13 protein-coding genes and 2 pseudogenes are annotated in these 14,319 nt (G+C 62.5%); 13 read left to right on the top strand and 2 right to left on the bottom strand.

Features of this window, described 5'->3' with window-relative positions; translation table 11 throughout:
• Positions 1-5: 5 nt before the first annotated feature.
• From tgt to ABMD26_RS07130, 5 genes are all read left to right on the top strand, one after another.
• Positions 6-1,121, top strand: coding sequence for a tRNA guanosine(34) transglycosylase Tgt (gene tgt / locus ABMD26_RS07150; RefSeq protein WP_354311804.1), 1,116 nt, complete (start codon positions 6-8; stop codon positions 1,119-1,121).
• Between the two features lie 52 nt (positions 1,122-1,173).
• A complete protein-coding gene (gene yajC, locus ABMD26_RS07145; RefSeq protein WP_043186500.1) occupies positions 1,174-1,509 on the top strand; it encodes a preprotein translocase subunit YajC in 336 nt (111 codons plus the stop codon).
• Positions 1,510-1,571: 62 nt separating this feature from the next.
• On the top strand, positions 1,572-3,440 hold the full coding sequence (gene secD / locus ABMD26_RS07140; protein ID WP_049861880.1) for a protein translocase subunit SecD: 1,869 nt from the start codon (positions 1,572-1,574) through the stop codon (positions 3,438-3,440).
• Positions 3,441-3,449: 9 nt separating this feature from the next.
• A complete protein-coding gene (gene secF, locus ABMD26_RS07135) occupies positions 3,450-4,361 on the top strand; it encodes a protein translocase subunit SecF (RefSeq protein ID WP_043186504.1) in 912 nt (303 codons plus the stop codon).
• Positions 4,362-4,481: 120 nt separating this feature from the next.
• A complete protein-coding gene (locus ABMD26_RS07130; protein WP_049861881.1) occupies positions 4,482-5,030 on the top strand; it encodes a glycine zipper 2TM domain-containing protein in 549 nt (182 codons plus the stop codon).
• On the opposite strand, the gene ABMD26_RS07125 is transcribed toward ABMD26_RS07130, so the two are convergent.
• The gene (locus ABMD26_RS07125) at positions 5,015-5,974 is read right to left on the bottom strand and encodes a LysR family transcriptional regulator (protein ID WP_354311803.1); all 960 of its coding nucleotides are present in this window, start codon (positions 5,972-5,974) and stop codon (positions 5,015-5,017) included. The two genes, ABMD26_RS07130 and ABMD26_RS07125, sit on opposite strands and share 16 nt — an antisense overlap.
• 508 nt (positions 5,975-6,482) lie before the next feature.
• Here ABMD26_RS07125 and ABMD26_RS07120 point away from each other — a divergent pair.
• The 4 genes and pseudogenes from ABMD26_RS07120 to ABMD26_RS07105 all read left to right on the top strand — a co-directional run bounded on the left by ABMD26_RS07120 (position 6,483) and on the right by ABMD26_RS07105 (position 10,569).
• On the top strand, positions 6,483-8,003 hold the full coding sequence (locus ABMD26_RS07120) for an amino acid ABC transporter permease/ATP-binding protein (protein WP_049861882.1): 1,521 nt from the start codon (positions 6,483-6,485) through the stop codon (positions 8,001-8,003).
• A 29-nt stretch (positions 8,004-8,032) separates the two neighbouring features.
• Positions 8,033-8,907: pseudogene (locus tag ABMD26_RS07115) on the top strand (phytanoyl-CoA dioxygenase family protein).
• Positions 8,908-8,932: 25 nt separating this feature from the next.
• A complete protein-coding gene (locus ABMD26_RS07110; RefSeq protein ID WP_049861884.1) occupies positions 8,933-9,766 on the top strand; it encodes a transporter substrate-binding domain-containing protein in 834 nt (277 codons plus the stop codon).
• A gap of 71 nt (positions 9,767-9,837) precedes the next feature.
• Positions 9,838-10,569, top strand: coding sequence for a class II aldolase and adducin N-terminal domain-containing protein (locus tag ABMD26_RS07105; RefSeq protein ID WP_122741425.1), 732 nt, complete (start codon positions 9,838-9,840; stop codon positions 10,567-10,569).
• Between the two features lie 84 nt (positions 10,570-10,653).
• Here the strand turns inward: ABMD26_RS07105 and ABMD26_RS07100 are convergent, their stop codons facing one another.
• Positions 10,654-10,800, bottom strand: a complete 147-nt coding sequence (locus ABMD26_RS07100) for a hypothetical protein (RefSeq protein ID WP_354311864.1) — start codon at positions 10,798-10,800, stop codon at positions 10,654-10,656.
• Between ABMD26_RS07100 and ABMD26_RS07095 the strand changes: the two are divergent.
• The 4 genes and pseudogenes from ABMD26_RS07095 to argE all read left to right on the top strand — a co-directional run bounded on the left by ABMD26_RS07095 (position 10,765) and on the right by argE (position 14,300).
• A pseudogene (locus tag ABMD26_RS07095) lies at positions 10,765-11,998 on the top strand (flavin-containing monooxygenase). The gene ABMD26_RS07100 and the pseudogene ABMD26_RS07095 overlap by 36 nt on opposite strands.
• Positions 11,999-12,047: 49 nt before the next feature.
• Positions 12,048-12,458 (top strand): RidA family protein, encoded by a 411-nt coding sequence (locus ABMD26_RS07090; protein WP_049861888.1) that lies wholly within the window; start codon positions 12,048-12,050, stop codon positions 12,456-12,458.
• Positions 12,459-12,471: 13 nt separating this feature from the next.
• Positions 12,472-13,149 carry a DUF1028 domain-containing protein gene (locus ABMD26_RS07085; RefSeq protein ID WP_354308742.1) on the top strand — a complete coding sequence of 226 codons (678 nt, stop codon included), beginning with the start codon at positions 12,472-12,474 and terminating at the stop codon, positions 13,147-13,149.
• Positions 13,146-14,300, top strand: a complete 1,155-nt coding sequence (argE, locus tag ABMD26_RS07080; protein WP_354308740.1) for an acetylornithine deacetylase — start codon at positions 13,146-13,148, stop codon at positions 14,298-14,300. Before ABMD26_RS07085 ends, argE begins: the two co-directional genes overlap by 4 nt.
• Positions 14,301-14,319 lie beyond the last annotated feature (19 nt).

The raw sequence follows: 14,319 nt of genomic DNA, 5'->3' as shown, positions 1-14,319 counted from the left end.
GTCGTATGTCGTTCGAGTTGCTGGCCACCGATGGCAAGGCCCGTCGTGGTCGCCTGACCTTTCCCCGTGGCGTGGTGGAAACCCCGGCGTTCATGCCGGTGGGCACCTATGGCACGGTCAAGGGCATGTTGCCGCGCGACATCGACGCGATCGGCGCACAGATGATCCTGGGCAACACCTTTCACCTGTGGTTGCGCCCCGGCACCGAGGTGATCAAGGCGCACGGCGACCTGCACGATTTCATGCAATGGAAAGGGCCGATTCTGACCGACTCCGGTGGCTTCCAGGTGTTCAGCCTCGGCGCCATGCGCAAGATCAAGGAGGAGGGCGTGTACTTCGCCTCCCCGGTGGACGGCTCCAAGGTCTTCATGGGTCCCGAGGAATCGATGCAGGTGCAGCGTGACCTGGGCTCGGACGTCGTGATGATCTTCGACGAATGCACGCCTTATCCCGCCGACGAGCAGACCGCGCGTACGTCCATGGAGCTGTCGCTGCGCTGGGCGCAACGTTCCAAGGACGCCCACGCTGACAGTACGGCGGCGCTGTTCGGCATCGTTCAGGGCGGCATGCACGAGAACCTGCGCATGCGCTCGCTCGAAGGCCTGGACAAGATCGGCTTCGATGGCCTGGCCATCGGCGGCCTGTCGGTGGGCGAGCCCAAGCACGAAATGATCAAGGTGCTCGACTACCTGCCGGGCCAGATGCCTGCTGACAAACCTCGTTACCTTATGGGAGTAGGCAAACCCGAAGACTTGGTCGAGGGTGTGCGCCGCGGTGTCGACATGTTCGACTGCGTGATGCCTACGCGCAACGCGCGCAATGGGCATCTGTTCATCGACACGGGCGTGCTGAAGATCCGCAACGCGTTCCATCGCCACGATGATTCGCCGCTGGACCCTACCTGCGATTGCTACACCTGCCGCAACTTCTCGCGCGCTTATCTGCACCACCTGGACAAGTGCGGGGAAATGCTGGGTAGCATGTTGAATACCATCCACAATTTGCGTCATTACCAGCGCCTGATGGCTGGTTTGCGCGAGGCTATTCAACAGGGTACATTGGCCGCCTTTGTCGATGCCTTCTATGCCAAGCGCGGGCTGCCTGTGCCGCCCTTGGACTGACCGTTTTATAAAGACTTTCAAGTCAATAACTTCTAAGTAACTGGAGCGTTGAATGAGCTTTTTGATCCCCGCCGCTTTCGCGGACGCCGCTGCACCGGCTGCTGGCCCTGCCGGCACTGGCTTCGAGTGGATTTTCCTGGTCGGTTTCCTGGTCATCTTCTACATGATGATCTGGCGCCCGCAGGCCAAGCGTGCCAAGGAACAGAAAAACCTGCTGGGCAACCTGCAGAAGGGTGACGAAGTGGTTACCAACGGCGGCATTGCCGGCAAGATCAACAAGGTCACCGACGACTTCGTAGTCATCGAAGTGTCCGATACCGTCGAGCTGAAAATCCAGAAGGGCGCCATCGCCGCGACCCTGCCCAAAGGCACGCTCAAAGCGATCTAAGCTGCAGACTTTTACCCATGTCGGGGCGCGCAAGGCGCCCCGCGTCTTGAACGGGCGGCGTGATGCTGAACAAATACCCTCTGTGGAAATATGTACTGATCCTGGCGGTGCTGGCGATCGGTTTTATCTATTCCGCACCTAATCTCTATCCTGATGACGCGGCCATCCAGGTCAGCGGCGCGAGCACTGCGCTGCAGGTCAATCAGGCCGATCTGGATCGCGTCGGCACGGCGCTCAACGCCGCCGGCATCCAGGTCAAATCCGCAAGCCTGGCCGAAAACGGCAAGGGCGGTCTGCTGCGCCTGACCAAGGCCGAAGACCAGCTGCCGGCCAAGGATGTCGTGCGCAAGGCGCTGGGCGACGACTACGTGGTGGCCTTGAACCTGGCCCCGACCACGCCGCCGTGGTTGCGCAGCCTGGGCGCCAGCCCGATGAAGCTGGGCCTCGACCTGTCCGGTGGTGTGCACTTCCTGCTCGAAGTGGACATGGACAAGGCGCTCGACGCCCGCATGAAAGTCTACGAAGGCGAAGTCAAGACGCTGTTGCGCAAGGAACGTGTGCGCTATCGCAGCCTGCCGCAGCAGGATGGTGCCATCCAGCTGGGCTTCAACGACACCGCGACCCGTGACCAGGCCCAGGCCCTGATCCGCAAGAATTTCACCGATTTCGACCTGACCGCCAGCGAGCGCAACGAGTTGTCGGTGCTGCGCCTGTCCATGACTCAGGCCAAGGTTGCGGAAATCCGCGAATACTCGATCAAGCAGAACCTGACCACGGTGCGTAACCGGGTCAACGAACTGGGTGTGGCCGAGCCGCTGGTACAGCGTCAGGGTGCCAACCGCATCGTGGTCGAGCTGCCGGGCGTGCAGGACACTGCCGAAGCCAAGCGTATCCTGGGCAAGACCGCCAACCTGGAATTCCGCCTCGGCGCAGGCCCGGACGATTCCAAGGCCACCACCGAGACCTTCGAATTCCGCGAGGGCAACCGTGCTCCGGCGGCGGTCGAGCGTGGCCTGATCATCACCGGTGACCAGGTCACCGACGCCCAGGCCAGCTTCGACGAACATGGCCAGCCACAGGTGAACATCAAGCTCGATGGCCACGGCGGCGACCTTATGAGCCGCGCCACGCGCAGCAACGTCGGCCGCAGCATGGCGGTGATCTTCATCGAACAGCGCCCGACCACCCGCTATGTCAAGCAGACGGTCAATGGTGTGGAGAAGGACGTCGCGGTACAGACCTTCACCGAAGAGAAGAAGATCATCAGCCTGGCGACCATCCAGTCGCCGCTGGGCAGCCAGTTCCGCATCACCGGCCTCAACGGCCAGGGTGAATCCTCCGAGCTGGCCCTGCTGCTGCGCGCCGGTGGTCTGGCCGCACCGATGTACTTCGCCGAAGAACGTACCATCGGTCCGAGCCTGGGTGCCGACAACATCACCAAGGGTATCGATGCGTCGCTGTGGGGCATGCTGTTCGTCTCGCTGTTCATCATCGCCATCTACCGCTTCTTCGGTGTGATCGCCACCGTGGCACTGGCCTTGAACATGGTCATGCTGCTGGCGCTGATGTCGTTGCTGGGCGCGACCCTGACGTTGCCGGGTATCGCCGGTATCGTATTGACGATGGGTATGGCGGTGGACGCCAACGTGCTGATCTTCTCGCGCATACGTGAAGAGATCGCCAATGGCATGAGCATCCAGCGCGCCATTCACGAAGGTTTCGACCGCGCCTACACCGCGATCATCGACGCCAACCTGACGACGCTGCTGGTCGGCGGGATTCTCTTCGCCATGGGCACCGGCCCGGTGAAGGGCTTCGCCGTTACCATGTCCCTCGGGATCTTTACCTCGATGTTCACGGCCATCATGGTGACCCGCGCTATGGTCAACCTGATCTACGGCGGTCGGGACTTCAAGAAGTTGTGGATTTAAGGGGCTGCCATGTTACGTACCATCAACTTCATGGGCGTGCGCAATATTGCGTTCGCCATCACCGTGCTCCTTACCGTGCTGGCGCTGTTCAGCATGTTCCACAAGGGCATGAACTACGGGCTGGACTTCACCGGCGGTACGCTCATCGAGCTGACCTACGAGAAGCCGGCCGACCTGGGCCTGGTCCGTGACGAGCTGGTGAAAGCCGGCTATCACGACGCCGTGGTGCAGAACTTCGGTGCGACCACCGACCTGCTGGTGCGCATGCCGGGTGAAGACCCGCAACTGGGCAACCAGGTCGCGGCGGCGCTGCAGACGGTCGGTGGCGACAACCCGGCCACGGTCAAGCGCGTCGAGTTCGTCGGCCCGCAGGTGGGCGAAGAACTGCGCGACCAGGGCGGCCTCGGCATGCTGCTGGCGCTTGGCGGCGTACTCGTCTACCTGGCGTTCCGCTTCCAGTGGAAATTCGCGGTCGGCGCCATCCTGTCGCTGATTCACGACGTAATCGTCACCGTGGGCCTGTTGTCGTTCTTCCAGATCACCTTCGACCTGACGGTGCTGGCGGCGGTACTGGCCATCATCGGCTACTCGCTCAACGACACCATCGTGGTATTCGACCGGGTTCGCGAGAACTTCCGGGTGATGCGCAAGGCGTCCCTGATCGAGAACATCAACGTTTCCACGACCCAGACGCTGCTGCGTACCGTGGCGACCTCGGTGTCGACCTTGCTGGCCATCGCCGCCCTGATGTTCTTCGGTGGCGACAACCTGTGGGGCTTCTCGCTGGCACTGTTCATCGGCGTCATGGCCGGTACCTACTCGTCGATCTATATCGCCAACGTGGTACTGATCTGGCTGAACCTGAGCAGCGAGGATCTGATTCCTCCCGTGGCCAAGGACCAGGTCGACGACCGTCCGTAAGACGTTCGACGTCAACTGCGGCAAGGCCTGAAAGGCGCGAGTATTGAACTCGCGCCTTTTTTCATGCTCCAAGGCTGGGAAACGTGGCCTGGCGCCATGACCGTAGTCAGGAGGTTCAAAGTGAATAAGTCGTTGCTGATTGGTGCAGTGCTGGGTGCTGTCGGTGTTACCGCCGGAGGCGCCGTTGCAACCTACAGCCTCGTGAACAAAGGCCCCGAGTACGCCGACGTCTTGGCCGCAGAGCCGATCAAACAGCAGATCAAGACGCCGCGCGAAGTGTGCAAGGACGTCACCGTGACTCGGCAGAAGCCGGTGCAGGATCAGCATCAGATCGTGGGCAGTGTATTGGGCGCAGTGGCGGGCGGCTTGCTCGGCAATCAGGTCGGTGGTGGCAACGGCAAGAAGATCGCCACCGTGGCCGGTGCCGTCGGCGGTGGCTACGCCGGCAACAAGGTCCAGGAAGGCATGCAGGGTCGTGACACCTACACCACGACTCAGACCCGCTGCAACACGGTCAACGACATCAGCGACAAGGTCGTGGGCTACAACGTGAAGTACCAGCTCGACGGCAAGGTCGGCCAAGTGCGCATGGATCGCGACCCAGGTTCGCAGATCCCGGTGAACAAGCAGGGTCAATTGATCCTTGGTGAGAATCAGGCCGGGCAATAAGCCCCAGGTTCCTCCTCGCTCATACGCGCCGCCGGCCCCGGCGGCGTCAGCTCCACACTCCGGCAATACTCCATGAACAGCCGAGTCGCCCGACTCGGCTGGTTGTTGCGCAGGTGAGCCATCACCAGCGTTGAGGCCGGCATGTCGTCTTCGATCTCCAGATGCGCCAGCAGCTTGCCGTCATAGGTCATATGGCTGCATGGCTGCGTGACCAACACCGAAAATCCTAATCCCTGCCCCACCATGCAGCGCACCATTTCGATGGAGGGGGAGCTGTAGGCAACGACCGGGGCATAGCCCTTCTCGGTGAAGATATCCATGAAGTAACTGCGGCTGGGAACGGCATCGAGCAGGATCATAGGCTCCTCGCTCAGGGCCTGCAAAGTGACCGAGGTTCGTTGCGCCAGAGGATGGTCGAGCGGTAGCAGGGCATAGGGCTTGTGGGGCGCGTTGAGGGCCTGTTTGTGGATGGTGTTGCCCAGTTCCAGGTCGTAGAGAAAGGCCAGGTCGAAGCGACCACGGTGCAGGCCGTGCATCAGTTCGTGCTGTTCACCGTCATAGAGTTGAATGGCAACTTCCGGGTACAGGCTCTTGAATCCGGCCACCAACTTCGGCATGTACAACGGCGCGGCCGATTCAAAACAGCCAATGGCAATGGTGCCCGAAACATTGCCATTCTCGGCGCGCGAATCCTGTTCCAATTCCTGGGACAGCCTTAATAACTCCTTGGCCTTTTCATAGATCCTGCCGCCTCCGGCCGTGAGTGAAACACCTTGGGCATGATGGCGGACGAACAAGGGTTGATTGAAGGCTTCTTCGAGATTCTTGATCGCGACGGAGATGGACGGCTGGGATATATGCAACTGTCGGGAGGCTTCGGCAATGCTGTCCTGTTCGACGGCCGCGACGAAGTATTTGAGTTGCCGAAGGGTGAAGTGCATCAAGTTCAGCTCCTCGGCAGCGCCGTTCAGCCCTGCGCCGCCTGAATAGGTTTTACCTATGCCTGCGAAGACCATGCCAGTGCTTGGGCCCCCCCCAACTACAGGGGCTGTCGGAACCCTGATCATACTTCGCGGCCGGCAATAGCGGCGCTCTGCAAATGAGCTTCTGAAGTGCGGCATTCCGGCACACCCAATGAATCAAGGCGCAAAACCCATTTCGCACCAAAAAGTCTCGTCTGCCAAAAGACCGGAAACAGGCTGCGCTAAAACCGTGCAGTGGTTTTCAGGATTTCCTGATCTTTGTATCTAACCAAGCAGAAACAGGGAGTGCGATGTTCGACTCAGGAACTTCTGCTTAGGTTTTTCCTATGCAAAGGGCCCGAATTTACTAATTTCGGCCGAACCTGGCATCAATCATGATGGGTTCAAGACGGGCAGAACGGGCAACGTTCGAAGTTCATAGTCGACAGGAAGTCACCCATCACCCTTGACCTTGCCAAGCGAGCCGACGATGACGTTTGATTGGAAATACATGTTTGGTCTGCTCGGCGATACCGAGTTCTGGATGGCGGCCTGGACCGTGATTCAACTCAGTGTATTGACCTGGGTCGTCAGTATTGTGCTGGGCTTCGTACTGGCGCTGGCGAAGCAATCTTCCCGTCCACTGCTCAACTTGCCGGCGCGCGGTTATATCTGGCTGTTTCGCAGCCTGCCGCTGCTGGTCCTGCTGATATTCGTCTACAACCTGCCACAGGCGATGCCGTCTACGTCGGCCGTGCTGGCCAACCCGTTCTGGGCCGGGCTGATCGCGCTGGTGTTGAGTGAAACCGCCTACGTTGCGGAGATCCATCGCGGCGGGCTGCTCTCCATCGCCAAGGGGCAAAGCGAGGCTGCACGGGCATTGGGCCTGCGTTTTGCCGGCACCCAGTGGCGCATCGTCATCCCCCAGGCCTTGCGGGTGGCACTGCCGTCGCTCACCAACGAATTCATTTCCATCGTCAAGCTCAGCTCGCTGGTGTCGGTGATCTCGTTGACCGAGATCCTCATGGTGGGTCAGCGCCTTTATTCGCAGAACTTTCTGGTCATGGAAACCATGGCAGGGGTGGCGTTCTTCTATGTGCTGATCGTGACCGTGTTCGATTTCCTGCTCAAACGCCTGGAGCGTTATCTGGACGTGACCCAGACCAAGGCCGCGCGTCAGCCGGATGCCGAAGTGCTGCGCCTGGCCACCGAGCACCGGGCCGCCGTGACGCGACCCGATAGCGCCGCGACCGGTCCTGCGTTGCAGGCGACCAAGCTGCACAAGGCCTATAACGACGTCGAAGTGCTGGGCGCGGTGAGCCTGCAGATCGAGCCGGGCGAGGTGGTGTCGGTGATCGGTCCTTCGGGGTCGGGTAAGACCACGCTGATTCGCCTGCTCAATGGCCTGGAGCAGATCGACAACGGCGACATCAAGATCAACGGCAAGCCGTTCATTCACCTGAACCGGCAGGGCGCGCAACCGCCGCGCTATGTGGAGCACGCCGAGCACCGCATGAACATCGGCATGGTGTTCCAGAGCTTCAATCTGTTCCCGCACATGACCGTGCTGAACAACCTGCTGATGGCGCCGCGTTATCACCGCCTGGCGCCCCTGGCCGAACTCAAGCAACAGGCCTACGCCCTGCTGCACAAGGTCGGCATGCTCGACCACGCCTGGAAATACCCGCATCAGTTGTCCGGCGGCCAGCAGCAGCGCGTGGCGATCGCCCGGGCATTGATGATGCGCCCGCAGATCATGCTGTTCGACGAGCCCACCTCGGCGCTCGATCCGGAGAAGGTCAACGAGGTGCTGCAGGTCATCGAGGCCCTGGCCAGCGAGGGCATCACCATGATCATCGTGACCCACGAAATGAATTTTGCCTTCAAGGTTTCCGATCGCATCGTCTTCATGGAGAAGGGGCGAGTGGTCTGCGACGACAGCCCGCAGGCGCTGCGTGGCGGTCACAACCCGCGAGTGGAAGCGTTCCTGAAAGATGTCTCGTTGGCCTGAAGCCAACCCTACCGGTGCGAGGAGAGAACATGATCGAGCAATGGCAGATAGACCAGTTTCACCAGGATGGCTTTCTGGTGGTCGAGGACGTGCTGGCGGCGCCTGAAGTGGCGGCGCTGCAGCATGACTTCGATCAATGGGTGCAGGATAGCCGCAGCCAGGCTCAGGCCTGGGGTGAAACTCTGGATGGTCGCGCACGTTTCGATGTGGAAAGCGATCACCGTGCCGACCATCCCTCCCTGCGCCGGGTAGCGTCGCCCACCGAGATTTCGCCGGCCTATCGCCAGACGGCCTTCGAATCGCGCATGGCCGAAATCGCCGGGCAGTTGATCGGCGGGAGCGGCACCCGTTTCCATCACAGCAAGATCAACTCCAAGCTGCCGCACACACCGCGACCCAGGTGAAATGGCATCAGGATTTCCTCTTCACTCCGCACAGCAACGACGACCTGGTAACGGCGCTGTTGATGGTCAGCGAAGTGACCGCGCAGAACGGTCCGCTCAAGGTGATACCCGGCAGCCACAAAGGCCCGCTGTGGTCGCACTGGCACGACGAGCGTTTCACTGGCGCGGTGGCCGATGCCGTGGTCGAGGAACACTGCCAGGCGCCGGTGGCCTGCTTCGGCCCGCCTGGCTCGGTGTGCTTCATGCACACCCGCCTGCTGCATGCTTCGAGCCCCAACCACACCGAAGATCCGCGGACGCTGTTCATCAGCGTGTACGCCGCCGAGGACGCTCTGCCACTGGCCGACAACCCGCTGCCCAGTGAGCACGCCGGACGCCTGGTGGCCGGGTGCGAAAGCGGCTTGATCCGCAGCACCGAGAACCATGTGCGTCTGCCCCAGAAACCCAAGGGTGCATCGTTTTTCGTCCAGCAGGCCGGTACCGACCTGGCAACAGCCTGAATCCATTGACTGCGAGGAATACCCCATGAAGTTGCCAAGCCTGAAAGCCCGCCCCGTCGCCATGGCCGTGTTCGGCGCCATCCTGGCTGCCAGTTCGTTGAGCGCTTCGGCGTTCCAGCAGCCCGGCAAGATCGTCGCCGGGTCCGACATGACGTTCTTCCCCTACGAGTACATGGAGAAGAACAAGCCTGCCGGCTTCGATATCGAGTTCCTCGACGGCCTCGCCAAGGTCATGGGCATGACTGCGGAAAACATCGACACCCGCTTTCCCAACCTGATCAGCGGGCTTCAGGCCGGACGGTTCGATATCACCAACTCGTCGATGTACATCACCGCCGACCGCATGAAGGTGATCGACATGGTCCCCTACTTGAAAAGCGGTGAGTCGATCCTCGCGGTCAAGGGCAGCGCTTATCAGCCCAAGACGCCGGAAGAGTTCTGCGGGCACAAGATCGGCTCCATGGGCGCCACCTCCTGGTTGCAGCAGTTGCAGAAGCTGTCCGCCGAGTACTGCGTGAAGAACGGTCTGCAGCCGATCGCCATCAGTGAGTACGGCACCGACCCGCAAACCACCCAGGCCATGCTGGCCCACGCGGTGGAAGCGCAGATCACCGACGCGGCGGTCGCTCGCGGGGTGGTCGACAAGCTGGGCGATCGCGTGGTGATTTCCTCGCAGACCCTGATCTACCCGGTGCTCAACGGCTTCGGTGTGAAGAAAGGCAATGACGAGGTCCGCAACGCGCTGATCCAGGGCCTGGAGAAGTACAGCAAGACCCCCGAATACGCGGCCCTGCTGGACAAGTACAAGTTCCAGGCACCGACCGCCGATGACATCGCGGCCTTGATGCCCAAGCCCTGATATCGCGCCTCGACATCAGCCGACAGTACCCGTCGATACTCGCGGGTACGTTTCCATGGAGTGCCCAGAGCATGGCCCTGAGTTTCGAAGAACAGACGCGCATCGACCTGGCCGCGACCTTTCGCATCATCGCCCACCTGGGCATGCACGAGGCGGTCGCCAACCATTTCAGCGCCGCCATCAGCGCCGACGGCAAGCAGTTCCTGCTCAACCCCAAGTGGGTGCATTTCTCGCGGCTGCGGGCCAGTGATCTGTTGCTGCTCGATGCCGACGACACCGACGCCGCGCACCGCCCGGACGTGGACGCCACGGCCTGGTCGATCCACGGCCAGGTTCACCAGCGCCTGCCCGATGCCCGTGTGGTGCTGCACCTGCACCCGGTCTACACCACGGCCGTGGCTTGCCTTGCGCAACCCAAGATTCTGCCGGTCGACCAGAACACGGCGCGTTATTTCAACCGCATTGCGGTGGACGAACTCTACGGCGGCATGGCCGATACCAGCGCCGAGGGTGCCCGTCTGGCCAACCTGCTGCAGGACAAGCGCCGGCTGCTGATGGGCAACCACGGCGTCATCGTCACCGCCGCCACGGTGGGGGAAGCTTTCGACGACATCTGGACCCTGGAGCGGGCCTGCCAGATTCTGGTGACGGCGTGGTCGACCGGCCAGCCGCTCAAGCTGCTGGCCGATGACGTGGCGGAAAAGACCGCACGGGACTGGGAGAAGATCACCGATTTTTCCCAGCGCCATTTCGAAGAAATGAAGCACCTGATGATCCAGGCGGACCCTTCGCTGGTGGACTGAGCGCAACCGAGCGCCCGACTGATTGAAGCCTTGCACACAACCTCGCGGGTGCCGCAGGACGCCGTGCGCCCGGCTTTCGAATTTTCATGAAGACAGCGACTGGCCACCGACGGCCTGTCGAAGGATGCCAAGATGAACCAACAGATCACCGAAATAGACACCCTGGTCGTAGGCGCCGGCCAGGCCGGCGTGGCCATGAGCGAGCACCTGAGCCGTCTGGGTATCCCTCATCTGGTGCTGGAGCGGCATCGTATCGCCGAAGCCTGGCGCTCGGGCCGCTGGGACTCGCTGGTGGCCAACGGTCCGGCCTGGCACGATCGGTTTCCCTGGCCTGGAATTCGACATGGACCCCGATGGTTTTGCCGGCAAGGAGCAGGTGGCCGATTATTTCGAGGCCTATGCCCGCAAGTTCGACGCACCGATCAAGACCGGGGTCGAGGTCAAGCGGGTCACGCGCAATGTCGGCCGCGCCGGCTTCACCGTGGAAACCAGCGACGGCACCTATTGCGTCAACCATCTGGTATCGGCCACCGGGCCGTTTCAGAGGCCGGTGATCCCGGCCATCGCGCCTACGGATTCGACCCTCCACCAGATTCACTCGGCGCACTATTTCAATCCTGAACAATTGCCCGCAGGCGCGGTGCTGGTGGTCGGTGCCGGTTCCTCCGGGGTGCAGATCGCCGAGGAGCTGCTGCGTGCCGGGCGTAAGGTCTACCTTTCGGTGGGTCCCCACGATCGGCCGCCGCGCGCCTACCGTGGGCGCGACTTCTGCTGGTGGCTGGGGGTACTCGGGCTGTGGGACAGTGAAACGGTGCAGGCGGGTCGGGAGCACGTCACCATCGCCGTCAGCGGTGCCCGCGGCGGGCACACCGTGGACTTCCGGCGACTGGCTCAGGCGGGCATGGTGCTGGTGGGTCTGACCGAGCGCTTTGCCGACGGCAAGGTCAGCTTCGCCCAGGATCTGAACGACAATCTGGACCGAGGCGACGAGAACTACCTGGCGCTGCTCGATGCTGCCGACGCCTACGCCGAGCGCAACGGCCTGGACCTGCCCCTGGAGCCGACCGCCCGCGAACGCGTGGCCGACGCGGCGTGCATTGCCCAACCCCTGCAAGCGCTGGACCTGACCGAGGCGGGGGTGTCCACGATCATCTGGGCCACTGGCTATTCGCAGGACTACAGCTGGCTGCAGGTCGACGCCTTCCACGCCAACGGCAAGCCACGCCATCAGCGCGGTGTGAGCAGCGAGCAGGGCGTCTACTTCGTCGGCCTGCCTTGGCTGTCGCGGCGCGGGTCGGCCTTTATCTGGGGCGTCTGGCACGACGCCAAGCATGTCGCCGATCAGATCGCCACGCAGCGCAAGTACCGCGCCTATGACGAGTCCCGGACCGCTGCCCGGACACCCGCGCCGTTGCGCGTCAACGCTTGATCATCACTGTGTCGCGTCATTACGACGCGCACGCCAAGGAGCTTCGTTCATGGTCACCCATACCCGCATCCGCATGTTCAACACCAAGGACACCTACCCTAATCAGAGCCTGGACAATGATTTGTGCCAGGCCGTCCGCGCCGGCAATACCGTGTACGTGCGCGGTCAGGTGGGCACCGATTTCGACGGTAACCTGGTCGGCCTGGGCGACCCTGCGGCGCAGGCCGAGCAGGCCATGAAAAACGTCAAGCAGTTGCTGGAAGAGGCGGGCAGTGACCTGTCGCACATCGTCAAGACCACCACCTACATCATCGATCCGCGTTATCGCGAGCCGGTCTATCACGTCGTTGGCCGTTGGCTCAAAGGTGTCTTTCCGATCTCCACGGGCCTGGTGGTCTCGGCCCTGGGCCAGCCGCAGTGGCTGATGGAAATCGACGTGATCGCCGTCATTCCGGACTGAGGAGTTCTCTGCCATGACCCTTTCCATCGCAGCGCGCTGCGCCGAAACCGGCCAGTTGGGCATCGCCATCAGTTCGTCGAGCATCGCCGTGGGCGCCCGCTGCCCGTGGCTTTTGGCCGGTGTGGGCGCGGTGTCGTCGCAGAACATCACACTGCCAGCCCTCGGTCCGCAGGCGCTGGCGCAACTGGAACAACAGGTGTCGCCTGACCAGGCGTTGCAACAGGTGCTGGACCGCGACGGCTTCGGTGCGTATCGCCAGATCATCGCCATCGATGCGCAAGGCCGCAGCGCCCACGCCAGTGGCAGCCAGACCCTGGGCATTCATCACGCGCGCAGCGGTGAGCAGTGCGTTGCCGCCGGCAACATGCTGGCCACGACCGCCGTGGTCGACGCCGTGGTCGAGGCGTTCGAAAACGCCTCCGGGCACTTGGCCGAGCGTCTGCTGCACGCCATGCTCGCCGGCCTGGCCGCGGGCGGCGAAGCCGGACCGGTGCATTCGGCGGCGCTGAAGGTGGTGGGCGAGCTGCCGTGGCCCATTGTCGATCTGCGTGTTGACTGGGCCGAGCATGACCCCTTGGGCGAGTTGCAGGGATTGTGGCAGGCCTATCGACCGCAGATGCAGGACTACATCGACCGTGCCCTGAATCCGGCGGTAGCACCGGGCTATGGCGTGCCCGGAGACGAGCGATGAGCGCCAGCCGTGAGCTGCTTGCGCATTTGGTGGCCTTCGACACCACCAGCCGCGAATCCAACCTTGCCCTGATCGAGTTCGTTCGCGACTACCTGGCCGAGCACGGCGTGAGCAGCGAACTGATCTACAACGAGGACGGCAGCAAGGCCAATCTGTTCGCCAGCATCGGCCCGGCCGATGTGCCGGGCATCGTCCTGTCAGGTCATACCGACGTGGTGCCGGTGGACGGCCAGACCTGGACGTATCCTGCGTTCCAGTTGAGCGAAGCGGACGGCAAGTTGTACGGCCGCGGCACGGCAGACATGAAAGGCTACATCGCCTGCGTACTGGCACAGGTGCCCGCGCTGGTGCAGGCGCCCCTGCGTCGGCCGGTGCACATCGCCTTGTCCTACGATGAGGAGGTCGGTTGCCTGGGCGTGCGCTCGCTGCTCGTGGCCTTGCGGGGCAAGCCGGTGCAGCCGATGTTATGCGTGATCGGCGAGCCGACCGAGCTGGCGCCGGTGCTCGGCCACAAGGGCAAACTGGCCATGCGCTGCGAGGTGCAGGGCATGGCCTGCCATTCGGCCCATGCGCCGAGCGGGGTCAATGCCATCGAATACGCCGCGCGGCTGATTGCCGAACTGGGTCGGCTGGGCGACGCGCTGCAGGCACCGGCTGCCCGCAACGAGCGCTTCGATCCGCCGTTTTCCACGGTGCAGGTGGGAGTGATCGCTGGCGGTACCGCGCTCAACATCGTTCCTCAGCTCTGCCGTTTCGATTTCGAGGTGCGCTCGCTGCCTGCCGAGGATCCGCGACAGTTGACCCAGGCCCTGCAGCGCTACGCCGAGCACACGCTGCTGCCGGGGATGCAGGCGATCAGTGGTCAGAGTGCAATTCGGTTCAGCGAGCTGTCGAGCTATCCGGGCCTGGACGTGAGCCATGCCAGCGAGGCCGCCCGCTTGATCGCGCGGTTCAGCGGTTCGCAGGCGTTTTCCACGGTGGCCTTCGGTACCGAAGGCGGGCTGTTCGATCAGGCAGGCATCGCCACCGTGGTGTGCGGGCCCGGCAGTATGGCGCAGGGGCACAAGCCCGATGAGTTCGTCAGCCTCGCGCAGCTGGCCGGATGCGACGAGATGCTGGGACGAATACTGGCTTTCGCCTGCGAAGGTTGACTGGGCGGAGGCTGAATTG

This window comes from Pseudomonas sp. PvP001 (genome assembly GCF_040546375.1).
Taxonomy (GTDB): domain Bacteria; phylum Pseudomonadota; class Gammaproteobacteria; order Pseudomonadales; family Pseudomonadaceae; genus Aquipseudomonas; species Aquipseudomonas coleopterorum.
The sequence above is the reverse complement of the archived record's forward strand: the minus strand, read 5'-3'. Positions and strand labels throughout refer to the sequence as shown.